The sequence below is a fragment of the Clostridium grantii DSM 8605 genome, assembly GCF_900129965.1.
Lineage (GTDB): Bacteria > Bacillota > Clostridia > Clostridiales > Clostridiaceae > Clostridium_AF > Clostridium_AF grantii.
This window is the reverse complement of sequence record NZ_FQXM01000002.1, coordinates 423,369-447,628: the sequence shown is the minus strand read 5'-3', so window position 1 is coordinate 447,628 and position 24,260 is coordinate 423,369. Positions and strand designations below refer to the sequence as shown.

The following is a 24,260-nucleotide window of genomic DNA, read 5'->3' as shown; positions in this document are numbered from 1 at the left end:
TGTTTTTAGCTATTTGTTAAAATAATCCATAAAACATATATCCAAGCTTAGATTGTGCTATTACATGATCTTGATTTGCGGCTCTGTTATATAATTTTATAGCTTTTAACTTATACTGTTCTACCCCTATCCCAGTATCACACATCAACATCCCTAACCTAAAATATCCTTCTGCTTTCCTTCATTAACTGATTTTTTAAAGTACGTTTCAGTTCTTTGATATTTCTTATCAAAATACGCTTGTTATGTTCTTTCCATATTCGTTCATGGCGGATAAAATTTTTATTAAGTTATCTCAATAACATCATTATAAATAACAGTATGCTTGTTATCCTGAAAAGTTCTTTCCTCATGATAATGTCCAAAGAACCAATGTTTATAATTTACTTTAGTTTCAATTAAATCGAAAAATTTATTTAGCTCATTTCGTTTTGCATTTTTATAAAGTAATATATCTTTTAAATTACTACAACAATCATGTGTAATAATATAATCTACTGTCCATTTATGTTTCTCAAAATTCTTTAAACCTTCTTCATATTCTTCTTTTGATGGCATCTCTTCTTTCCACCAACTTATGTTTTCCTTTCGATGATACTTATCTACACTTTGCGCCCCGCCAAAGGTAAAAAATTTTAAACCTTCAATCTCATAAATTTGCCCTCTCATTAGATGAATCACACTATCATTAATAAAATGAACCTTTCCGCCCTTCCATTCACTCACCGGATACTGTTCCAGCAAATTAAAATTTTCATGGTTTCCATCTATCCATAATGTAGTAAATTTCTTATCCTTAAGTTTTTGAAGCCATCGCTTTTCACCTTTAGAATCATTCCATACCAATCCAAAATCTCCACAGATTATTACATAATCAGTCTTGGTTAACTCTTTACTTTTAGGAAAATTCACTGTATTCAGTTTTACTAAATCTTCTCTTAATCCATGGGTATCCCCTGTTACAAATATCATTATATCTACGTCCTAACTTTATATTTATATATAAATCATATTATGGATTTATTTCATAACATATTATTCTACCATCTATAGTACCAGCAACTATTTTATCATTATAATTACTTAAGGACATAATTACAGTATCTCTCCCATTCAACTTAACATCTTCTAAATAAATCAACTCACCATTAAAAGATGATACTAAGCCAATTTTTCCTTCTGCTAAAGCAAATGCAATTAATGAATAATCTTTAATCCATATTAATGAAGTTACCTGACTATTAAAACTTTGATTCCACATAACTTCCCCATTAGGTAATCTTCTTCTTGTCATAATTGAATTGTTACTGAAAAATTCAAATGGATTATTATCATCAAACCTTGATGCAAGTATTAATGCTTCTCCTTTTGGATCATTGCAGTAACATCCACCATCACTTATAAAATGAGCTTCTCGCATTGTATCCCATTCTAACGGGAATAATCTAGAATACTTTTCACTAGACGGATTTAATCTACAAACCCATTTTTTCTCATGAGAAGATGCAGGTGTTCCTTGGATAAAATAAAAATCTTCAGCACCATTCACTCTCAAATAATGATTAAATTTACCATAATAGCCCAGGTTTAATTCTTTAGAGATTTTGTAATCTACATCAATAAGAAAATCCTTTATATTTTCTTTACTTTTAGAACAACCAGAAACCTCTCTTGCCAAAATTAATCCATCTTTATTGATACTAAGTGAAACATTATAATTTTTCTTAATAACTTCTTCAAGTTTATTTGATTTATATTCCCACTTATATAATACTGACGTTCTCCCTACGTAACTTTCAGGTAAATGTACTATAGCATTAATCATACAGTGTTCTTTTTCAGGTAAAGTTATAATTTCTACAGCCCTTATATTTTTAGGAGCTTCAATATAACTGCTTTTTCCACCCTCAGTAAAAGACCATTTTTCTATAAGATTATTATTAGATATTGCTATAATCTCTGTTTCGTTGATCATATTAATGTCCCATATATGCCCTCTGCTTTCATACTTTAAATTTAATCTATTTGAAAGGAAATGTAATTCCTTACTAATTGATTGAAAATCTTGCTTAACAAATGGCACTTTAATCTCTTCTTCATTTATTTCAATTTCACTAAGTGATTCAATTTCAACCTTATCAAAGAACCTATCAGTTATATACAAAAAAGATGGATCCATGAAACTACTACCGGGATAATCATTTATACAACTAGGGTTAAGTGAAAAATATAAGCTCGTACCATCTTCGTTAAATTTACAGTATGTGACTTCTCTTGATTCACATAAGTGACTATTACTTCTGCCATTTTTAATATCCCAAAATAATAGTTCTCCCTGAAAAAAATACCCACCGTCAAAAGAACCTGTAGCAATAGCTAAAATTGTATTGTCAGGATTAAAATCTATATAATTTATTGGATAGTCTATGTTATCAAAAACTTTAATCAAACTGAGTGTTTCTGAATTATAGACACTAACTCTATAACTAAATTTATTATTTAAAGACAATTCTCTAGCAGGACACTGTAACCACTCAAAATCACTTGCAATGGCGAATACCATTCTATCTCTACTCCAATAAATTCCTGTGGGTCTTCCAATTTCAGAAAAACAATAATCTCCCAAAACCGACTTTATTTTTATCGTGTAATTATTAATTCTAATCACTCCATTATTCAAGTTTCTTAATTAGTTTATTCAAAATCAGTTTAACTTATGTCTCCATCTTGCATAGTATCATTAGGCTTGTATAATTCAAGTGCTAATCCACAATGATTTGTTTTGCTTTTTGTTGATTAAAGTTGGATATGATGTTAGGAGAAATTTCATGGTGCAAATTATTTGCTATTCAATAATACAAAGCCTAGTAAAAGAATTCATCTTTTACTAGGCTTTGTATTATTCTAAAATAATTAATCTTCATGTAGCAGGATTTTTATTTGGGTTGATACATTCCTTTGGATTCCATATATTTAAATATTGATTCCCCATGTTTTTGTTCTTCATTTTGAATATGATTTAATTTTGTTCTTTCTAGATTTTTTAATGCTACTGAAAACATTAATTTGATTCTATTAATCTGATTTACTTCACTGGCGCCTGGATCATAATCAATAGCAAGGATATTAGAATTAGGATAATTTTCTTTAAGAGCTCTTAGCATTCCTTTTCCTGTTACATGATTAGGTAAGCAGGCAAATGGTTGCAGGCAGAGTATATTATCAACGCCATTTTCTAGAAGTTCCATCATTTCCGCGGTTAAAAACCATCCTTCACCAGCATGATTTCCTAATGAAAGAATACGCTCCGCACCTTGAGCTAGCTGGTGAATAGTGCTAGAATCGTGGAATCTATTACTGTCTTGTAAAGCTTTTCTGAAATATCTTCTAGAAGTTTCAATATACGAAATTGTAATGTTAGCCCATAAAGATTTTAGTTTACTCTTGCCAAGATATTTACTTTTAAAGTTTGCATTGAATACACAATAAAGAAAGAAATCAATAAGATCAGGAACAACAACTTCGCCGCCTTCACTTTCTACTGTTTTAATAATTTCATTGTTAGAAAAAGGATTAAACTTAACAAAAATTTCGCCTGTCAAGCCTATTTTAGGCTTTTTAATGTGATTCAGTGGAAGATTATCAAAATCTTTAACTATACCGCTGATAATTTCTTTTGAGTTAAAGAAGTTACCTTTTGAAATATTCTCAATACAAATCCTTTTCCATTTAGAATGAATTTCTTCTGATGCACCCTTATTTTTTTCATAAGGCCTAGTTTTGTATATCAACTTCATAAAAAGGTCGCCGTATAGTATTGCCATAACCATTTTGTTTATCATGGGAAGGGTAATTCTAAAACCTGGACTTCGTTCTAAGCCTACACCATTAAGGGATATAACTGGAACATGACCAAACCCTGAATCTTCTAAGGCTTTTCTTATAATGGCTATATAGTTTGTAGCTCTGCATACTCCTCCTGTTTGAGAAATTATTACTGATACGTTACTTGTGTCATAATCCTGAGATTTTAAAGCAGTTATAATTTGCCCAACAATTATTACTGAGGGATAACAAGTATCATTATTAACATATCTAAGCCCTTCTTTTATGACTATTTCATCGGCATTTGGAAGTACTTTGAAATTATATCCACAGCTTTTTATTGCTTCTTCCAATAGTTCGAAATGTATTGGAGATAGTTGAGGTGCGAGAATTGTATGGTTTTTCTTCATTAAACTTGTGAAAATTATTCTTTGAGGAAATTCTTTTACTTGCTTAGCTTCAATACAATTATTATTTCTTTCCTCCATAGCTGCTTTTAACGATCTTAGCCTTATTTTAGCAGCTCCTAAATTATTTACCTCGTCTATTTTAATTAATGTATATATGTTATTATTTCTTTCTAATATTTCTTGAACCATTTCTGTAGCTACAGCATCTAAGCCACAGCCAAAGGAGTTCAACTGTACTATTTCTAGATTGCTGGTTTTACTTACAAAGCTTGCCGCTAGATAAGTCCTTGAATGATAGGTCCATTGATCAACTACTCTTAAAGGGGTAGTTATTTCACCTAAATGTGCTACAGAATCTTCAGTAAGTACTGCCATTCCTAAATCAGTTATTATCTCTGGAATACCATGATTAATTTCGGGATCTATATGGTATGGTCTTCCACAAAGTACTATTCCTTTTTTGCCAGTTTCTTTTAGGTATTTGAGAGTTTCTTCACCTTTTTCTCTTAAATCTTCTTTAAAATTTTCGTTCTCCTGCCAAGCTACAGTAAGAGCCCTATCAATTTGACTTTTATTAAAACCGTACTCTTTAAAAGTATTGTAAAGAACTTTTGAAAGTGCATTTTTATTATCTAAAGTAACAAAGGGATCTATAAATTTAATTTTTTTCTCTTTCAAGATAGACATGTTATTTTTAATAACCTCTGGATAGGATATTACTAAAGCACAATTTAAACTATTACTAGTATGTTGGTACTCTTTTTTTTCGTAAAAAACACAAGGGTAAAATATCATATCTACATTTTTTTCGACCAAACTAGCAATGTGTCCATGGGCTAGTTTTACTGGGTAACAAGCAGATTCAGAGGGGATAGTTTCCATACCTTTTTCATATATTTTTTTACTACTTCTGGGGGAAAGCTGAACCCTAAAACCCAACTCAGTTAAAAAAGTAAACCATAGGGGATAGTTCTGATATATGTTCATTACTCGTGGAATACCTATAGTTGCTTTTGCCTTATTTTTTTCCAAAGGTTGGTACTGAAATAGCCTCTTGTATTTGTAAGTATATAAATTAGGAATATCATTTATTGCGTGAACACTGCCAGTTCCTCTTTCACAGCGATTACCACTTACAAAACTACTTCCATCACCAAAATTATTAATGGTTAAAAAGCAGTTATTAAGGCATAAGTCACATCTGCGGTGATGTACTGATGTTTTGAAATTAAGAAGATTTTCTTTAGTGAGGAGACTACTTTTCTCACCATCACTATATTTTTCCTTAGCAATTAAAGCGCATCCATATGCCCCCATGATACCAGAAATATCAGGGCGTACAACTTCTCTTCCTAAAATAAGTTCAAAGCTTCTCAATACAGCATTGTTATGAAAAGTTCCTCCTTGAACAATAATTTTTTCTCCCAAATCTTCTGGATTTTTAATCTTTATAACCTTCTGTAGAGCATTATTTACAATTGAATAGGAAAGTCCAGCTGAGATATCACCCACAGTAGCTTTTTCCTTTTGTGCCTGTTTAACTCTTGAGTTCATAAAAACTGTACATCTAGAGCCAAGATCCACAGGGTCTTTAGCAAAGAGAGCTTTTTTACTAAACTCATCTATATTGAGATTTAATGATTTTGCAAAGGTTTCAATGAATGAACCGCATCCTGAAGAACAAGCTTCATTAAGTATTATATTTTGAATAACCCCGTTTTTAACTTTTAAGCATTTCATATCCTGACCGCCAATATCCAGAATAAAGTCTACTCCAGGACAAAATCTCTCAGCAGCTTTATAGTGGGCCACAGTTTCTATTTCTCCAATATCTAACTTTAAAGCTGTCTTTATTAAAGATTCACCATAACCTGTTATAGCAGATTTTACTATAATTGCGCCATGAGGAAGTTTACTGTATAAATCTTTAATAATAGAAATAACTGATTTTAGTGGATTCCCTTCATTACTACCATAATAGTTATATAGTATCTCATGTTCTTCACCCATTAAAACCACCTTAGTGGTTGTAGAACCAGCATCAATACCTAAATAACAATTACCATTATAATTAGATAAAGGGGCCTTACTTACTTTATTCATTAAATGCCTGGTTTTAAATTCTTTCAATTCTTTTTCGTTACGGAATAATGGTCTCAATCTAGTTACTTCTACTTCCGTATTTTCTTTAAAGTGTGTTAAATTTTCATAAAAATGCTCACATTTTAAAGGGACACACTCTTTGGAACTTAGCGCTACACCTATTGCAACAAAATAATGTGAATTTTCAGGGAAAATTATGTCCTTTTCTACCAAATTTAAAGTTGCAATAAATCGTTGTCTTAATTCTGAAAGAAAATACAGTGGTCCTCCTAAAAAAGCAATTTTTCCTTTAATTGGTCTTCCACAGGCAAGACCGCTAATTGTCTGGGTAACTATACTTTGAAATATTGAAATAGCAATATCTTCTTTTGCAGCTCCTTCATTTAGAAGAGGTTGGATATCACTTTTAGCGAAAACCCCACATCTTGATGCTATTGGATAAATATTTTTATATTTTTTAGAAAGTTCATTTAGTCCCATGGCATCAGTTTTTAATAGACATGCCATCTGGTCTATAAAAGAACCAGTGCCTCCTGCGCAGGTAGCATTCATTCGTTGTTCAAGATCATTTTTAAAAAATGTAATTTTAGCATCTTCCCCACCTAGTTCTATAGCAACATCTGTTTGGGGAATAAATTTATCTACAGATAAATTGCAAGCAATTACCTCTTGGATAAAAGGCACATTTAACCATTTACAAACTGATAATCCACTAGAACCGCTTACTTTTAGGGTAATATAGCTATCACTAAAATTTTTATAAATTTCTTCAATAATTTCATTTACACAGTTTTTTATAGCTAATAGGTGTCTTTTGTATTTGCAATATAATATTTCATCATTTTCATCTAAAACTACAACTTTAATAGTAGTAGAACCAACATCCAAGCCTATATGTAATAAATTTTTCATAAAAATACCTCTTTCGGTTTATAAGTATTTAAATAATTTCCCCGGTTTTCCATATTTTATTCAGTGCGTTGATATACCCTGGAAATATTATCTAAGGGTAATTTAAAATTGAAAAATAAATATATTGCACGTTAAAAAATGTCCACATATTTCATGTGGACATTTTTATTAATGGAAGCTTGTATTTCTTACTAATATTAATGTGAAAATTTTAATGCTAAATTATTTGAAGATTTTTCATACTTATATCTAAAGCTTTAACCGAATGAGTTAACATTCCAGAAGAAATATACTCAATCCCTGTTTCAGCTATAGCTTTTACAGTTTCTAGCGTTACATTACCTGATGCTTCTACCAATGCTGATTTATTTATCATTTTTACAGCCGTCTTCATTGTTTCTATGTCCATATTGTCTAACATTATTATATCAACTTTAGCTTCCATAGCTTCTTTAAGCTGCTCCAGATTTTCAACTTCAACTTCAATTTTACGTACAAATGAAGTATTCTCTCTAACTTTAGCCACAGCTTTTTCAATACTGCCCGCCGCATTTATATGATTATCCTTTATCATTACCCCATCTGATAAATTGAATCTGTGATTTTCTGCACCACCCACTTTTGCAGCATATTTTTCAAGTATTCTTAAATTGGGTGTAGTTTTTCTAGTATCTAAAATTTTTGCTTTTGTATGGCTTATTTTTTCACACATTTTTCTAGAAATAGTAGCAATACCGCTCATACGCTGTAATATATTTAACGCTACTCTCTCGCCTAAAAGAATATTTCTTGTAGAACCTTTTAGATTAGCAATTTTCCTTCCGCAATTTACAAAATCACCATCCACTACAAAATATTCAACTTCCACAGAGCCTAAGATAAAAAAAACTCTCTCAAATACTTCTAAACCAGCAATAATTCCATCTTCTTTTGCAATCAACTCCACCGTAGATTTACTATCTACGCTAACAATAGAGTTTGAAGTAATATCACCATAAATAGCATCTTCCTCTATTGCTTTCTTTAATATTTCATCAACAACTAACCAATTCATTTTTTATATCCTCTCTAACTTTAATTAATTCATGGATTATCACCCTTTTATTTTCTAACTGATGTTCTAGAACAATTTTATTTTTTATTTTTTCCTTACAATTTTCTAGTTTAATTTCAGGTATTACCTTGTTGATATTTTCCGCCGCTCTATTTGAAAAAACAAGTGCTTCCAATAATGAATTACTTGCAAGTCTATTAGCACCATGAACTCCGGTACAGCTTACCTCGCCACAAGCATAAAGATTTTCCATAGAGGTTTTAGAATGCTTATCTACCTGTATACCACCCATTAGAAAATGTTGAGCGGGAGTTACTGGAATTCTATCTTTTGTTATATCAATATTTCTTTTTAAGCATTCTTCATAAATAGTTGGGAATCTTTCAATAATCACATCTGATGGCAAGAAAGTTATATCAAGATACACACATTTACACTTTGTTTTTTCCTCTTCTTCTAGTATTTTTTTTGAAACCACGTCTCTTGGAAGCAGCTCATCTACAAATCTTTCTCCTTTATTATTAAGCAAAAGAGCTCCTTCTCCTCTTAAGGATTCCGAGATTAAGAACCTTTTATTATCTACACCTTCTTCATATAAAGCTGTAGGGTGAAATTGAACATAATTCAAATTTTTTACCAAAATATTATTTCTTAGCGCTATAGCTATTCCTTCTGCTTTAATCACTCTGTCATTGGTAGAATTTTTAAACAGACCACCTATGCCCCCAGTTGCTAAAACAGTTATTTTAGCACTTATGAGAACTGTTTTGCCGTCAAGTATGCATACAGCCCCTTTAGCCATATTCCCTGAAACCAGAAGATCAACCAAACAACAATTTTCTATTATTTTAATATTATTTTTCTTTTTTACCGCATCAAGTACACATTCGAAAACATGTTTACCAGTAAAATCCTTATAATGAACAATCCTATTCACACTATGGGCGCCTTCTCTTGTAAAATGGTAATTACATTCTCTTTTATCAAAGTTCACACCTAATTCTTCTAAATAATCAATATTTTTTTTAGCATCTTCTGCAAGTATTTTAACCATATCAATATCATTTTTATACAAACCTGCTTTAAGGGTATCTTCCACAAAAACAGCCTCATCTTCTTTGTTTAATACTGTTGAAATACCTCCTTGTGCAAGATAAGTATTACAATTATCTACAGAGGATTTAGTAATAATAGTCACCTTTAAATTATCATTTAGATTAAGAGCAGTATACAAGCCTGCTAGTCCACTTCCAACTATTAAAACATCAGTGTTAACTTTCACTACTTCACCTTCTCACCAAATTTATGCATATCTTCTAAGGACCTATATGCATTTTTTATAACTTCTTCATCTAATTCTACCTGGTAATTATCTTTATCTAAACACTCATAAAGATTTTCAAGAGTTATTTTTTTCATTGTAAAACAATGCATAAAAGGCATGAAAATAAACTCTTTATCAGGACATTTTTCTGTTAATTTATGTTTAATACCTATTTCAGTGACAATTATATATTTATCATAATGTGATTTTGATGCAAATTCTATTATTTGGGCGGTACTTCCTATAAAAGTAGCTTTATCTCTTATTACTTTTTTACATTCAGGATGAACCAAAATTGCAATATCTTCTTTATTTTTACTATTTGATACTATCAATTTATCTAATATATCTTTGTCTACATCATCATGAACACAACAAAAACCATCCCACAAAATTACTTCTTTATCTTTTACTTGTTCACTAACGTAAGAACCTAAATTTCTGTCTGGAACAAATATAATTCTATTACTATCTAAATTATTAACAATGTTAATAGCATTTGAAGAAGTACAACATACATCAGATACAGCTTTTACCTCTGCTGTTGAATTTACATAGCACACTACTTTGGCATCCGGATATTTTTCTTTCATGTAAAGCACATCATCTTCACTAACCATCTGAGCCATTGGACAAAAGGCATTATTAACAGGTATAAGAATTTTTTTCTCTGGAGAAAGAATTTTAGCACTTTCCGCCATGAAGTTTACTCCACAAAATACTATTGTATTTTCTTTGCACTCTTTAGCAATTTTACTAAGATAAAATGAATCCCCAATGTAATCTGCAACTTCTTGAATTTCTTTATCAACATAATAATGTGCAAGAATAATAGCTTCTTTTTCCTTTTTTAATCTTAAAATTTTCTCTTTCAATTCCATAGTAGTCATAAAATATTCTCCTCATCAATTATCATACTTTTGAATGTGAATTTACATCTGTATATACACCTGTAATTAATATATCACTTTCTATTTAAATTATCAATACTTCATTCACTATATAGATAAACCACTTAGTAGATTTATCTATATTAGTTTACAGTTGTAAGAAGGTTCACAGTGCACTGTGAACCTTGAACTTATTAGTTTTACATCTAAACAAATCATCTATTGTAAAATTTTTCTGTTATTATAATAATAGCAAAAGAGATTACAAGCATGATTTTGCCAAAAGGGGTGCAGTATGAACTATCTAGATGCGATGCAAAACAGCATTGATTATATCGAGAAAAATTTGAAATCAGAATTGTCGGCTTACGAGCTGGCAAAAAATGCTTATGTGGTTGCTTTATAATAAAGAATTACTAATAATTTTAAAAATGGCCAAGCTTAAAACACTTGGCGATTTCATTATAATATTTCATCCATGGTTTGTTAAATTGCAAGAATTCCTATGAATTACTCCTTATTATAGCCTACTTTGGTATTAGTTGTTATAATTTCTCCCTATTTTTTATAAATTATCCCTGTAGTATTTAGCATTTTATGATATAATTCATAAGATGGTTACTGCTTTAAATTACTATTTATAGGAATCCAGTTCAACTATTAATTAAAATTACAAAGGATGAGAAAATGAAAAAAATTGATTTAACTGAAGGTAGTGTAATAAAAGTTTTAACAGCTTTATCTGTACCCATAATGGGAAGCTCTTTACTTCAATTCACTTATAATTTAGTTGATATGCTATGGGTTGGTGGATTAGGAACAAATGCAGTTGCCAGTGTTGGTTCCTCAAGTTTATTTATAGGTCTTGGGAATTCTTTATTATCCTTAGTAGTTATTGGAACTGGAATTAAAGTTGCTCATTCAATAGGACGTAAAGATGATCTTAAGATCAGTGAATATATTAATGCTGGTCTTTTAATTAATACAATAATTGGACTTATGCTTGTACTTTTCATTATGCTAGGTAGAAAAAGTTTAATTGGTTTTCTTAATCTTAATAATCTTACTGTTCAACAAGATGCTTATTTGTATTTAGTATTTAGTGGGCCTGCTATGTTTTTTTCGTTTTACAATATGCTATACACCAGAATATTAGGTAGTTTCGGTAATAATAAACTTCCCTTTAAGATTAATACAGTAGGTACACTTGCAAACATAATACTAGACCCCTTATTTATTTATATTTTTAAATTTGGTGTTTCTGGCGCCGCTATTGCAACTATGTTAGCTAATATTTTAATGTTTATTTTATATTTAACTAATTCTTCTGGTGCTCTTAAATATAATTTTAAAGTTAAATTTCATTATTATCAAATAAAAGAAATCATTGTTTTAGGTTTTCCTATGGCTGCTCAAAGAATTTTATTTACTTTAATTAATATATCCCTTGCAAGGATTATAGCCGTTTTTGGCTCCAATGCAATTGCTGCACAAAAAATCGGCCTTCAAATTGAATCAATAACTTATATGGTTATTGGTGGGCTACATGGAGCTATAGCAGCATTTACAGGACAAAATTTTGGTGCTAAAAAATATGATAGAATAAAAAAAGGCTATACCTCAGCCTTGAAAATAGGAACAGTTTATTCTTTGCTTATGGCAATTGTATTTATGTTTTTCAGTACTCCTTTTATAAAATTATTTGTACAAGATAAAGAAACTATCCTTATTGCAAAAGCATATTTACAAGTTGTGGCATTTTCTCAAATATTCAGCACCGTAGAAATAATATCCAATGGATTTTTCACTGGTATCGGAAAACCTAAGATTTCCTCAATTATCAGTGTGATATTTACTAGTTTAAGAATCCCCATGGCTTTAATTCTAATAAAACCCTTTGGATTAACTGGTATATGGATGAGTATTGCATTATCTAGTGTTCTAAAAGGAAGTGTAGCTTTTATCTTATATGAAATTGAAGTTAAATATAAACAAACAATGAAAATCCCTTATTGAAGAATTATTCTTCAATAAAGGATTTTTTTATTTGCATTAATTGTTTATTTTAGAGATTCATTAATTCCGCTATATAATGCCTTCGCTATTTTTTCTTGATAACTATCGGTGGCTAGTAATTTATCTTCTTCTGGATTAGACATATATCCCATTTCAACTAGTACAACTGGAACTTTTGACCAATTAAACCCTGTTATATCGTTCCTCAAAATAACGCCTCTATTTTTCATGCCAACCTGACTTGTTAAAGCGTTTAATATAGTTTTCCCATAAACTCCACTTTTCTGATATATATCTTTTGCATATCCAACATTGCCCGGAACCAACATAGATGCTCCGTGAACACTTGAATCATTTGAACCATCTGCATGAATTCTAATTACTAGATCTGCATTAACTTCATTTCCTATTTCTGCTCTTTCAACATTTGAAATTGTTTCATTTCCACTTGTTCTTGTCATCACTACTTCATATCCTGCATCACTTAAGTATTTTTGTAGCTTTACTGCAACTGACAAATTTAATGATGCCTCTGATAATTTACTAGATACTCCTGAAGTTCCACTAACATTTTTTAATTTCATTGTATTTGAATCAGGTGAATTTGGTTCTTTTTCAGAATTTGAAGTACCTCCATGACCTGGATCTACTACAATAACCATCTTATCTTTATTAATTTTAGGTTCCACTTTAATCTCTTCCTTAACTTCCTCTTTAACCTCCCCCTTAACTTCTTCTTTAAATTCTTCTTTAACTTCCTCTTTAACTTCTTCCTTAACTTCCTCTTTAACTTCCTCTTTAACTTCTTCCTTAACTTCTTCAGGTTTATTTTGCATATTTGTTTCATTTTTCTTTTCAGCGCTTACATTAACAATCTTTTCATCATTAATACTCATGTTATCTTTATTACTACAGCCCATTAAAATTATCCCTAAACTAAATAATATCAGTATAATTAATCCCTGTTTTTTTAACATACCTTCACTCCTTAAATTGATATTTACACTAAAGCATTTTCAAGTCCTGAATCCGCAACAAATAGCACACTAGCCGGTATAATTTTAATTATTTTCTCTATTTCACCAAATTGTTCAGGCATACCAAGGATATTTAAATCTGTTTGTTCCTTCTGTATAAGCTCTGAAAAACTTCCAACCATAACTTGAATTTTCGTGTTGATTGGTAATCTTGCATCTTCAATAAATTTGTGCAAATCCTTTTCTACTTGTTTCACATCTGAAGAACTATCAATTACCCTGCATAAAGTTAAAGAACCATTCCAATTTTTCATTATTTGAATAGCACTTAAAACAGCTAAATTATTGTTAGTACTTTTATCTCTGAGCCATAAATTAATATTCTTTTCTTGTCCAAAACCATATTTTGAGTGAGTATATAAACACAATAACCCCAATTTTCGTCTTATATCCTTTAAACTATCCAATAACTCTTTAAATTTCTTTCTTCTTTCAGCATCCTCACTAATAGTGAAAAATATGGTGTTTGGAGGTAAAAATACATTTAATAAACTTTGAAGAACAATTTTTAAATCTCTATTAAAATCCCCCTCATAAATAGTAATTTGTTGAGCAAACAAATTTTCTTCTTTATATGGTGCTAATGTACTATCCATATCATCACTAACATTTTGTGTATTATTTTGTTCTTCTTTAATAGTTAAATAATATACTCTACCCGCTGGATTTATCAAATCACGTATAAATCGTGGTACCTTTTTATAATCTTCTTTTTTCTCTATAGGTACCACAATAGAGGGTTTCCAAAGTCTTGGATGATAAGGCAAATACATTGACTTTTGGGCAGCCCATTCCGCCATGGAGGTAAAAACTCCTCCTCTAACATCCCCCCAAGGAGACACTAAATTTTTTCTTTTTAAAATATAATAAATACTGATTACCACAAAAAATGTGATAAATGTGAAAAGTCTATTAATTAAAATCATAGCTAACAAACATCCTATTAATCCTACTATAGGAATAAAAGTTGATATATTGAACCTTGGTCTAAAGCTCATTACCCCTGTAGCTTTTTCCACCAAAACCACCAAATTAATCATACAATAAGTTGTCAAAAAGAATAAAGTTAATAATTCTGCCAAACTATTTAAATTACTTAGTAAAAGTACTGCTAATGATATCAATGAAGAAATAATAATAGCATTACGCGGTTCATTATTAGAAGCTTTAGTTGCAAAAAAATTAGAAAAAGGTACAGTTCTATTTTGTGCTAAGGCTGCTAAAGTACGTGGAGCACTTACTAAAGTTGATAAAGCTGAAGATATAACTGCGCCCATAATGCCCGCTATAATCAAAATCTTAAATCTTCCTAATTGAAGAATTATAGAACTATCTGCTAGCAATAAATTTTCTGTAGCATGCATTGAAAAAATTATAGCTACAACAATATAAATTATAAAACCAGTTAATACCGCTGCTAATGTTCCATTAATTATACTTTTTCTTGGATTTTTAAGTTCTCCAGACATAGAAGCCCCTGCTAAGATACCTGTTACTGCTGGAAAAAAGATTGCAAAACTCTCCCAAAACCCACTTTGTGCAAATTTTCCTATAAGCACTGGATTTCCTGAATTCATTGAAGGTCCAGTTAAAAAAGATATAATTGAAAGAATTACTGCTATTAATATAAAATATTGTATTTTAAAAGCTAATTTAGCACTTATCATAGATAAAGTAGTCAAAACACCCCAAACAATCAATCCCACAAGCCAAGTAGGATGATCAAAAAAAGATGCCCAAAGTTCTGTAAATCCAGTAATATAGAAAGCAACGGACAAAGCTTGGGATAAATAAAGAGGAATTCCTATAGCTCCTCCTATTTCTAAACCTAGTGATCTAGATACAATTGCGTAAGCCCCTCCATCACCAATCTCAATATTAGTAAGCATTGATGACATGGATAAAGTGGTAGCTACAGTAATAATATGTGCCAACACAATAATAATTAGTGTTCCTATTATTCCTGTATTCCCTACTATCCAGCCCAAACGTAAAAACATAATTACACCTAATATTGTTAAAACAGTAGGTATATAAACTCCTTCTAATGTACCCAATCCTTGTTTGTTATTTGATTCCATTTTATTCAAGCTCCTTCCTTTTTATTACTTACTATTGATTATATATTAATTATTCTAAATTTCAAAGAAAAAAATAGCTCATATGGCATTCATATGAGGTATTTTTTCTTTAATATGTAAATTTTGAGATAATGTTCCCATTATTGTCTTTTAAAATCCCATTATCATCACCAGTATTATTCCATATATTAGCTGTACCCCATTTGATATCCCCTTGTGCTTTACCACTTGCAATAGTTATAGAAGTACCTGCTTCAATAATAAAATCTTCAAAAATATATTCCTGGTTTCCTGTAACAGAAAGTAAAGTCCATCCTTTTAAATTCTGATCTTTATTTGAATTATTTTTAATAGTAACTATTTCTCCTACTTTATCAATATTAGCTATAAAAATTTCACTATCATCATTAGTTGTTTCCACTGATAAATTATTGTTACTTCCGTCTGGATAATTACTATCATCATTATCATCAACTAAACCGCTTTTATCTCCATCCCTATAATCATAGCTATCTGGGGAAGTATTAAAAGTAATATTATTTCCATCACTTGAAGCTATTACTGTGCCACTTTCATCAGTTCTATAAACATCAATATTTTTTTCTTTTAATTTATCCATAACCCTTTTATGAGGATGTCCGTATGTATTTACTCTACCTACACTTATTACTGCATACATAGGATCAACAGCTAACAAAAACTCATCTATGGTAGAATCACGACTTCCATGGTGCCCTATTTTAAGTACATCTGCTTTTAAATCTAATCCCTTTGCTACCATTTCTTCCTCACTAACATCTTCACAGTCCCCAGTGAATAGAAAGCTTGTATCTCCATAAGTTAGTTTAATTACAATACTATAATTATTTGTATCACTATAATCGCTACTATTTGGAGCTAAAATTTCAAAGGTTGCTTTTCCTAATTCATAAGTTGTCCCAGCAATAGGTTCTGTAATTTTTAAATCTTTATTATTTATAGAAGTAATTAAATCTTTGAAAGTTTGAGTAGTAGCTGTAATCTTAGGCATTAAAATTGTACCTATATCATAGGTATCAATTACAAGATCTAGTCCCCCAATGTGATCCTCATGAGGATGAGTGCCAACTACATAATCTAATTTCTCAACTCCTTGCTCTTTTAAATAATAATCCACTAATCCTGCTTTATTATTTTTTCCTGCATCTATTATCATATTTTCATCATCACATTGAATAAGAATTGCATCTCCTTGAGCTACATTGATATAATGCACCTTTAATACTCCGTTTAAATCTACTAAATTTTTGTTTTCTTCATTTTCACTAACTGCTGGTGTTTTTTCATTGTTATAGGAATTATCACTACCTACATTTCCACAAGCTGTAGTAAAAAAAGCGGTTAATAACAAAATAACTATACTGGCTGTAAGTTTGAATTTATGATTTTTTTGTTTTCTTCTGTTTTTTATCATTTATTTTTTAATCTCCCTCGTAAAAAAAATATATATATATTATATTAAACTATTTTCGACAAAATGTTAAGATACTCGATAATATACTTTAATATAAAGGTTTTATAGAAGTCTTCACCTTGAAAATTACCATATTGTGAGATATAATCATATGTATTAGTATATTAAATGTATAATGATAGGTGGTTAAGTTAATGCAAAAAAATAATGCAAGAAAAAAAGGTTTTACACTTATAGAACTCATTATAGTTATTTCAATTTTAGGAATCTTATCTTTTGTAGCAATACCCAAATTTACAGATTACATCAAATTATCAAAAGCAAGTAAAGTTATAGTTGATTGTCGCGTTTTAGAGGAAGCTTGCAATTTTCATTATGTAGATACTGGAGCATGGCCTAAGATAAACAACCACAATTATACTAATAAAGAAGAATTATTAGATACATCTACTACTCATCCAACTGGATGGAATGGTCCATATCTAGAATTTTGGCCTTTAAATCCATTTAATGAAAAAAGTAATGCTAAAAACGACAGTAATGATGATTACCAACTAGATACAAGAACAATTAATAGTAAAAGTTTTTTATGCATAGAAATTTCTCTACAAGAATATGATGAAGAAATAATAACATATATGGACAAAGAATTTGATGATAGTGATGGTGCTAATAGTGGAAACTTTAGATGGGAAAATAAGAATAGGTGGCCAATATACATAATTAATAATCTTAACTAATATATTCTTACTTAAAGGATTCAAAGTATTCTAATAATATTCTCATATATTATTAGAATATTTTTTTATATTTTCATTCATAATAAGAGAGAAATAAAATTTATATATAGGAGGAATTACAATGCCTAAAGATAGTCAAATAGATAAAAAAGATGTTAGAGCTGAAAAATGTAATTACCAAACTTCTTTAGCTAGTGAAGAAGGAAAAAACAAAAATAGAACTATGAAAAAACACTCTATTGAAAGAGAAGGAACTCAAAGTCCCCATATAAATAACCAAGGATAACATTTAACAAAAGAAAAGAATAGTATATAAGTTCTTTTTTTGAACAAATATACTATCCCTTTTTTTATTTTTTCCAACTTTTAAGTTCCTCTTCACTGGCAAGAACATAATGAGTTCCACCTATATGTTGCTTAACACCTTTTGTATAATCTATTCCACTAGTTTCATAGTCATAAGTTTCAGATATTCTCACTTTTTCCACTATTGGATTTGGATGAGGAATTGCTGATAGTAATGACTTAGTGTAAGGATGGATTGGATTTGTAAAAATCTCTTCCTTTGTTCCTGTTTCTAGTAGATATCCTAGATGTAATACTCCAATTCTGTCTGAAATATATTTAACCATTGATAAATCATGAGCTATAAATAAAAAAGCCGTATTTGTTTCCTTTTGAATATCTTTCATTAAGTTTACCACTTGTGCTTGAATAGACACATCCAAAGCGCTAATAGCTTCATCTGCTATTATTAATTTAGGATTCATTATAAGCGCTCTTGCTATCCCAATTCTTTGTCTTTGGCCTCCTGAAAATTGATGAGGATATCTATTTGCATGTTCTTTTGACAACCCTACTTTTTCCAAGATTTTAAAAACTTTTTCTTCACGTTCTTGTTTATTATTATATAAATGATGCACATCTAATCCTTGTGCAATAATATCCATTACTTTTTTACGAGGATTTAAACATGCCATAGGATCTTGGAAAATCATTTGCATATTAATTCTTAAATGCTTTTTCTCTTTCTCACTTAATTTACCCGAAATATCCACTCCATCAAAATCTATTTTTCCTGCTGTAGGATTGTATAAACGAATTATGGCTCTTCCAATGGTAGATTTACCACTTCCTGATTCCCCTACCAGCCCATAGGTTTCCCCTGGATATATTTCAAATGTAACTCCATTTACAGCTTTCACTGTGAATTTTTTACTCATTTTAAAATATTGTTTTAATTCTTTTACTTCTAGTAAAGGGTGCTTATTTTCCATTTTCTTCTGCCTCCTTTAACATTCGTTCTATTCTTTTCTTCAACTCAGCTGGCATATCAACTTTAGGCGCATTTTCGTGCAATAACCAAGTTGCTGCATAATGAGAATCCGAAATTTTAAACATTGGAGGCTCAAGACGATTATCAATATTTAATGCAAAAATATTTCTTGGTGCAAAAGCATCTCCTTGTACTTTTTGTGTCAAGTTTGGAGGAGAACCCGGTATTGTATAAAGCTTATCATCATTAGTGTCTAGATCAGGCATTGCAGATAATAATCCCCAAGTGTATGGATGCCTTGGATCATAGAATATTTCATCTATTGTCCCTTTTTCAACTATTTTACCTGCATACATAACCGCTACATAATCTGCTACTTTAGCAACAACTCCTAAATCATGAGTAATATATATTACTGAGATATTCATTTTCTTTTGAATATCTTTTACTAATTCTAATATCTTAGCTTGTATAGTAACATCTAAAGCAGTTGTAGGTTCATCACATATTAGTAAATCTGGGTTACAAGCTAAAGCTATAGCTATAACAACCCTTTGTCTCATTCCACCTGATAATTGGTGAGGATAATTTTTCATACGTTTTTCTGCATCATTAATACCAACAAGTTCTAATAATTCAATTGCTTTTTTTTGAGCTTCTTTCTTAGGAGTTTTATAATGCCAAATCATTCCATCCATGATTTGAGATCCAATTGTCATGGTTGGATTTAATGATGTCATAGGATCTTGAAAAATCATTGCTATTCTTTTACCATTTATTCTTTTTCTCATCTCTTTTTTGGATATTTTTAAAATATCTACTTGAACTTTTTCTTTATTTCTATAGTAAAAATAATTAATACTTCCTGAATTAACTTCTCCATTACTGCTAAGTATACCCATAACAGCCTTCATTGTAACTGATTTTCCACTACCACTTTCCCCTACTATAGCCAATGTTTCGCCTTTATATAAGTTTAATCCTACCCCACGAATAGCATCTACCTTTCCTGATGATGTGTTGAAGGATATAGATAAATCTTTAATTGATAATACTTTTTCTTTTTCCATCTATTTCTCCTCCTACATTTCTTTCATTTTAGGGTCAAATGCATCCCTTATACCATCTGCTAAAGTGTTAAAACTTAGCATTAAAATTGCAAGAACTACTATTGGTGGCACTATCATATAAGGGTGAGTGGTAAATGATTTAAATGCATCACTTATTAATAACCCTAAAGATGCCATTGGAGCTGGAACTCCTAATCCAATAAAAGCTAAAAAAGCTTCTGTAAATATTGCGTTTGGTATAGAGAACATTGTATTTGTTATTATTTGCCCAAAAATATTTGGAAGGATTTCTTTGAAAATAATAAACAAATCTTTTGCTCCTAAAGTTCTAGATGCTAATACAAATTCTTGCTCTTTTAATTTCAACATTTGTGCTCTTGCAATTCTATTCATCCCAATCCACCCGGTTATCATAAGAGAAAATGTAATTGTCATTAATCCTGGTTTTAAAACTATAATTAGCAAAGTAACAATTACCAAATTAGGAATACCATTTAATATTTCTGCAAAACGCTGCATTGCATTATCAACTGCTCCTCCAAAATAACCTGAAAGCAAACCATATGTTAAACCAAAAAACATATCTATTAAAACAGCCATCAATGCAATATAAAGAGAAATTCTAGTTCCCATCCATGTTCTAGTAAAAATATCTCTTCCTAAAACATCAGTTCCAAACCAATAATAAACGTTTTCTAATCCAGTTGTGCTTCCATCATTTGAAACATATTTATTTACTTCAACTACACCTGAAGATGTATTCATTTTCTCACTACCATCAAATATCCCTAATTTTTCTAAAAAAGGGATTCTAGGTGCAAGATTTTGATGTTGAATAATTTGAGAATCATAAGTATTTTCATTAATTCCAATTCCAATTATAGCCATAATTATAATCAATATTATACAAACTAATCCTATAATAGCACCTTTGTTTTTAACAAACCGATGCAATACATCTTTCCAATAAGATTGACTAGCAAAAATATTATCAACCTGAGCTAAGTTCTCTTCTCCCATTATTTCAAAATCATTAGGTAAAAACTCTATATTTTCATCACTTACCATATTACTCATGGTTGTCCTCCTTTGCTAATCTTATTCTTGGATCAATAATTCCATATAATATATCCACAACAAGCATAATTCCTATATACATAGCACTATAAATAAATGCTAGTGCTACAATTACGTTGTAGTCATTTGATTGAATTGCAGTTACCAAGAGACTTCCTATTCCTGGTATAGAAAAAATCTTTTCAATAACTAAACTTCCTGTCATTAATCCAACTATTAATGGTGCTAAAACAGTGATTATTGGAATTAATGCATTTCTTAATTGATATTGAAAAATTAATTGAAGTCCACTTATTCCTTTACTTTCCGCCAAAAGCATATAATCTGAACCTAGCACTTCTAACATTTCTGTTCTTGTAAAACGAGCTATTGTAGCTATTGTAAACATGCATAAAGCTATTGTAGGAAGCACTGAAGATTTCAAAGGCGAGTCTACTGAATATAATAATGGAAACCAAGATAATTTATATCCTAAATAATAAGATAATGCCAATGCAAATACATAAGAAGGCAAACTTACACCTAAAACTGAAATTACAGTTGTAAGAGTATCCCAAATAGTGTTATGTTTTAAAGCCGCTACTATTCCCAAAATTATTCCTATTAATGTTCCAAGTAATACAGCTTGTCCTCCAATTCTTAATGAAATTGGCAATCTAGATGTAAGTAAAGTAGCAATAGGTGTATTTTTAGAAATTGTATAAGAAACGCCAAAGTCTCCTGTAAGCATATTCTTTATATAATTTAGAAATCTTATAAATACTGGCTGATTTAATCCATATTTTGCATTTAACAAAGCAACTTGATCCACCGTTAATTTTTCATCATTGAAGGGAGATCCTGGCATTAACTCCAGCATTAAAAATAATATTAATAAAATTGCTAGTAATGTAGCTATAGAAATTGCTATTCTTTTAAGCAAGTATTTTTTCATATGCAACCGCTCCTTTAACCAACATTACAGTGGTTAAAATTAACCACTGTAATGTTTAATAATGAATACTAAATTTTATTTTATAGTAACATTCTTGAAAATTCTATTTACCCCAACAGAATGGAACTCAATACCTTCTACGCCGCTTTTAATCATAACTGCGCTACCCTTTTGATATACTGGTAGAATTACTGCTTCATCCATTACCATTGCTTCTGCTTTCTTCAATTCTTCCCATCTTTTTTCTGGGTCTAAAGATAAATCACCATCTTTAGCAGATTGAATTATTGCATCATAATCAGTATTTGACCAAAAACCATAGTTGTTTGGACTGTCTGTAGTCCACATATCTAAATAAGTCATTGGATCTGAGTAGTCTGGTCCCCAACGAGTAAGTCCAACCTCAAAGTCTCCATTTTGCATTCTCTCAACTCTATTCTTCTTAGGCATTGTTTCAAGATTGATTTTAAAACCTGGAAGAGTTGTTTGAATTTCTGATTGAATAAATTGAGCTACATTTTGAGCTGACTCTGTATCTTCTACAATTAATGTATACTCAAAAGAATCTTTTCCTAATTCTTCTTTAGCTTTATTAAAATATTCAACTGCTTTTGCTTTATCAGTAGATAAATAAGTTTCTGAAGTTTCACGATAATCTTTTCCATCTGGTCCTGTTGCAAGTAATGAAGGAACTGCAAAGTCCGCTACTATAGAACCATCTTTTAATATGTTATCCGCAATTGCTTTTTTATCATATGATAAAGCAAGCGCCTTACGAAGATTTACATTCTCTAATCCTGGAATTTTTTGATTAGGAGAAATATACCATAAATATCCTGCCATAACATTATTAAATTCAGCATCTCCCTTAAATTGTTCTACTTGCTCTCCTGAAAGTGTTGCTACATCTAAATCTCCATTTTGATATGCAAGCATTGTTTGTTGTGCTTCTTTTATTACTTGGTATTGTATACCATCTATTTTAACCGCTGCCGCATCCCAGTAGTCAGCATTTTTTTCTAATACTATTGTTGTTGCTGCTGGTTCATAAGAATTAATTTTAAATGGGCCATTGCTTAAAATAGTATCTGGTGATGTTGCAAATTTATCTCCACTTTTTGTGAAGAATTCTTCATTAACTGGTAAAAAAGAAGGAAATGACATTAATGATTCAAAGAATGTAACAGGATGTGATAATTCTACTACTAAAGTTTTATCATCTTTAGCTGTTACTCCTAATTCTTCTATTCCTTTTTCTCCTGCTGCAATTTCATCAGCATTTTTAATGCCAGCAATACCAGCTATAAATGCATATTCACTAGCTGTATTTGGATCAACAAGACGTCTCCAAGCAAATACAAAGTCATTTGCTGTTACTGCAGTACCATTTGACCATTTTGCATCTTTTAATGTAACTGTGTAATTTAATCCATCTTCACTTTTATCAACACTTTCTGCCATTGCCATAATTGGAGAACCTGCTTCGTCAACAGAATATAATCCTTCTGTTACTGCCGCTAGAACTTCAAATGAAGTACCATCTGTTGCAATTTGTGGATCCATTGATGCAACTTCAACATCAAATTGAACTTTTAAATTTTTCCCTGTTTCTGCTGTTGTTTCCGGTGTTTTAGTGGTATTAGTGTTTGTACTATTTCCATTGCCACATGCCATTAAACTAGCTGTCAATGAAAGAGCCATTACTAAAGCCAATAATTTTTTAACGCTTTTCATATTATCCCCCCTGTGATTGTAAACAAAAGAATCAAGTAATATTTTACTTATATAACTTAATTTTCCCCATTTGCTATTACATATTATTATATATCTATTTTTTTCTTTGTCAAGCTGAAACATTGTTAACACTTAGCTCATTTTGATATAAATCTAATAATTTTATAAAAAAATTTTTTTTTGTTTAGCTTACTTTTTAAATATTTTTTCTTTCTTTAATTAATAAAAACTGGTCATAATTTTCAATATATTTTCCATTTCACAATGATAACCTTTTCTCTTGTTGTTGGAATTTTTTTATATAAATTAAAGTATATACAGCGC

General features: G+C 30.3%; 17 protein-coding genes and 1 pseudogene. 3 read left to right on the top strand and 15 right to left on the bottom strand.

What is annotated here, in order from left to right; all coding sequences use genetic code 11:
- Positions 1 to 16 precede the first annotated feature (16 nt).
- The 7 genes and pseudogenes from BUB83_RS21190 to nadA all read right to left on the bottom strand — a co-directional run.
- Positions 17 to 163 (bottom strand): annotated as a pseudogene (locus BUB83_RS21190) (hypothetical protein); the annotation flags it as partial.
- Between the two features lie 122 nt (positions 164 to 285).
- Positions 286 to 972, bottom strand: a complete 687-nt coding sequence (locus tag BUB83_RS01975) for a metallophosphoesterase family protein (RefSeq protein WP_073336452.1) — start codon at positions 970 to 972, stop codon at positions 286 to 288.
- A gap of 40 nt (positions 973 to 1,012) precedes the next feature.
- Entirely contained in the window at positions 1,013 to 2,668 is a 1,656-nt protein-coding gene (locus BUB83_RS01970; protein WP_143160450.1) for a hypothetical protein, read from the bottom strand.
- Positions 2,669 to 2,936: 268 nt separating this feature from the next.
- A complete protein-coding gene (locus tag BUB83_RS01965) occupies positions 2,937 to 7,250 on the bottom strand; it encodes an acyl-CoA dehydratase activase-related protein (RefSeq protein ID WP_073336448.1) in 4,314 nt (1,437 codons plus the stop codon).
- A 217-nt stretch (positions 7,251 to 7,467) separates the two neighbouring features.
- Positions 7,468 to 8,304 (bottom strand): carboxylating nicotinate-nucleotide diphosphorylase, encoded by an 837-nt coding sequence (gene nadC / locus BUB83_RS01960; protein ID WP_073336446.1) that lies wholly within the window; start codon positions 8,302 to 8,304, stop codon positions 7,468 to 7,470.
- A complete protein-coding gene (locus BUB83_RS01955) occupies positions 8,285 to 9,586 on the bottom strand; it encodes an L-aspartate oxidase (protein ID WP_073336444.1) in 1,302 nt (433 codons plus the stop codon). Before BUB83_RS01955 ends, nadC begins: the two co-directional genes overlap by 20 nt.
- Positions 9,586 to 10,509 (bottom strand): quinolinate synthase NadA, encoded by a 924-nt coding sequence (gene nadA, locus BUB83_RS01950; protein ID WP_073336532.1) that lies wholly within the window; start codon positions 10,507 to 10,509, stop codon positions 9,586 to 9,588. The genes BUB83_RS01955 and nadA overlap by 1 nt, the downstream gene beginning before the upstream one ends.
- 696 nt (positions 10,510 to 11,205) lie before the next feature.
- On the opposite strand from nadA, the gene BUB83_RS01945 reads away from it, so the two are divergent.
- Positions 11,206 to 12,534 carry an MATE family efflux transporter gene (locus BUB83_RS01945; RefSeq protein ID WP_073336442.1) on the top strand — a complete coding sequence of 443 codons (1,329 nt, stop codon included), beginning with the start codon at positions 11,206 to 11,208 and terminating at the stop codon, positions 12,532 to 12,534.
- A gap of 44 nt (positions 12,535 to 12,578) precedes the next feature.
- Here BUB83_RS01945 and BUB83_RS01940 read toward each other — a convergent pair whose 3' ends face one another.
- From BUB83_RS01940 to BUB83_RS01930, 3 genes are all read right to left on the bottom strand, one after another.
- Positions 12,579 to 13,511: an N-acetylmuramoyl-L-alanine amidase family protein gene (locus BUB83_RS01940; protein ID WP_073336440.1), complete on the bottom strand. Its 933-nt coding sequence runs from the start codon at positions 13,509 to 13,511 to the stop codon at positions 12,579 to 12,581.
- A gap of 23 nt (positions 13,512 to 13,534) precedes the next feature.
- A complete protein-coding gene (locus BUB83_RS01935) occupies positions 13,535 to 15,652 on the bottom strand; it encodes an amino acid permease (protein WP_073336438.1) in 2,118 nt (705 codons plus the stop codon).
- 109 nt (positions 15,653 to 15,761) lie between these two features.
- Positions 15,762 to 17,105 carry an MBL fold metallo-hydrolase gene (locus BUB83_RS01930; protein WP_073336436.1) on the bottom strand — a complete coding sequence of 448 codons (1,344 nt, stop codon included), beginning with the start codon at positions 17,103 to 17,105 and terminating at the stop codon, positions 15,762 to 15,764.
- A 194-nt stretch (positions 17,106 to 17,299) separates the two neighbouring features.
- Between BUB83_RS01930 and BUB83_RS01925 the strand changes: the two genes are divergently transcribed.
- Positions 17,300 to 17,845, top strand: coding sequence for a type II secretion system protein (locus tag BUB83_RS01925; protein WP_073336434.1), 546 nt, complete (start codon positions 17,300 to 17,302; stop codon positions 17,843 to 17,845).
- Between the two features lie 121 nt (positions 17,846 to 17,966).
- A complete protein-coding gene (locus BUB83_RS22165) occupies positions 17,967 to 18,131 on the top strand; it encodes a hypothetical protein (protein WP_200801415.1) in 165 nt (54 codons plus the stop codon).
- 64 nt (positions 18,132 to 18,195) lie between these two features.
- Here the strand turns inward: BUB83_RS22165 and BUB83_RS01920 are convergent, their stop codons facing one another.
- The 5 genes from BUB83_RS01920 to BUB83_RS01900 all read right to left on the bottom strand — a co-directional run bounded on the left by BUB83_RS01920 (position 18,196) and on the right by BUB83_RS01900 (position 23,936).
- Positions 18,196 to 19,122, bottom strand: coding sequence for an ABC transporter ATP-binding protein (locus tag BUB83_RS01920; protein WP_073336432.1), 927 nt, complete (start codon positions 19,120 to 19,122; stop codon positions 18,196 to 18,198).
- Positions 19,112 to 20,191 (bottom strand): ABC transporter ATP-binding protein, encoded by a 1,080-nt coding sequence (locus tag BUB83_RS01915; protein ID WP_073336430.1) that lies wholly within the window; start codon positions 20,189 to 20,191, stop codon positions 19,112 to 19,114. The genes BUB83_RS01920 and BUB83_RS01915 overlap by 11 nt, the downstream gene beginning before the upstream one ends.
- Positions 20,192 to 20,203: 12 nt before the next feature.
- Positions 20,204 to 21,268 (bottom strand): ABC transporter permease, encoded by a 1,065-nt coding sequence (locus BUB83_RS01910; RefSeq protein ID WP_084133347.1) that lies wholly within the window; start codon positions 21,266 to 21,268, stop codon positions 20,204 to 20,206.
- Positions 21,261 to 22,202 carry an ABC transporter permease gene (locus tag BUB83_RS01905; RefSeq protein ID WP_073336428.1) on the bottom strand — a complete coding sequence of 314 codons (942 nt, stop codon included), beginning with the start codon at positions 22,200 to 22,202 and terminating at the stop codon, positions 21,261 to 21,263. Before BUB83_RS01905 ends, BUB83_RS01910 begins: the two co-directional genes overlap by 8 nt.
- A 75-nt stretch (positions 22,203 to 22,277) precedes the next feature.
- Positions 22,278 to 23,936, bottom strand: a complete 1,659-nt coding sequence (locus BUB83_RS01900) for a peptide ABC transporter substrate-binding protein (RefSeq protein ID WP_073336426.1) — start codon at positions 23,934 to 23,936, stop codon at positions 22,278 to 22,280.
- Positions 23,937 to 24,260 lie beyond the last annotated feature (324 nt).

Coding starts and splice junctions, on each gene's coding strand:
- BUB83_RS01975 (WP_073336452.1), bottom strand. CDS start 972: ATGATATTTGTAACAGGGGATACCCATGGATTAAGAGAAGATTTAGTA.
- BUB83_RS01965 (WP_073336448.1), bottom strand. CDS start 7,250: ATGAAAAATTTATTACATATAGGCTTGGATGTTGGTTCTACTACTATT.
- nadC (WP_073336446.1), bottom strand. CDS start 8,304: ATGAATTGGTTAGTTGTTGATGAAATATTAAAGAAAGCAATAGAGGAA.
- nadA (WP_073336532.1), bottom strand. CDS start 10,509: ATGGAATTGAAAGAGAAAATTTTAAGATTAAAAAAGGAAAAAGAAGCT.
- BUB83_RS01945 (WP_073336442.1), top strand. CDS start 11,206: ATGAAAAAAATTGATTTAACTGAAGGTAGTGTAATAAAAGTTTTAACA.
- BUB83_RS01940 (WP_073336440.1), bottom strand. CDS start 13,511: ATGTTAAAAAAACAGGGATTAATTATACTGATATTATTTAGTTTAGGG.
- BUB83_RS01935 (WP_073336438.1), bottom strand. CDS start 15,652: ATGGAATCAAATAACAAACAAGGATTGGGTACATTAGAAGGAGTTTAT.
- BUB83_RS01930 (WP_073336436.1), bottom strand. CDS start 17,105: ATGATAAAAAACAGAAGAAAACAAAAAAATCATAAATTCAAACTTACA.
- BUB83_RS01925 (WP_073336434.1), top strand. CDS start 17,300: ATGCAAAAAAATAATGCAAGAAAAAAAGGTTTTACACTTATAGAACTC.
- BUB83_RS22165 (WP_200801415.1), top strand. CDS start 17,967: ATGCCTAAAGATAGTCAAATAGATAAAAAAGATGTTAGAGCTGAAAAA.
- BUB83_RS01920 (WP_073336432.1), bottom strand. CDS start 19,122: ATGGAAAATAAGCACCCTTTACTAGAAGTAAAAGAATTAAAACAATAT.
- BUB83_RS01915 (WP_073336430.1), bottom strand. CDS start 20,191: ATGGAAAAAGAAAAAGTATTATCAATTAAAGATTTATCTATATCCTTC.
- BUB83_RS01910 (WP_084133347.1), bottom strand. CDS start 21,268: ATGAGTAATATGGTAAGTGATGAAAATATAGAGTTTTTACCTAATGAT.
- BUB83_RS01905 (WP_073336428.1), bottom strand. CDS start 22,202: ATGAAAAAATACTTGCTTAAAAGAATAGCAATTTCTATAGCTACATTA.
- BUB83_RS01900 (WP_073336426.1), bottom strand. CDS start 23,936: ATGAAAAGCGTTAAAAAATTATTGGCTTTAGTAATGGCTCTTTCATTG.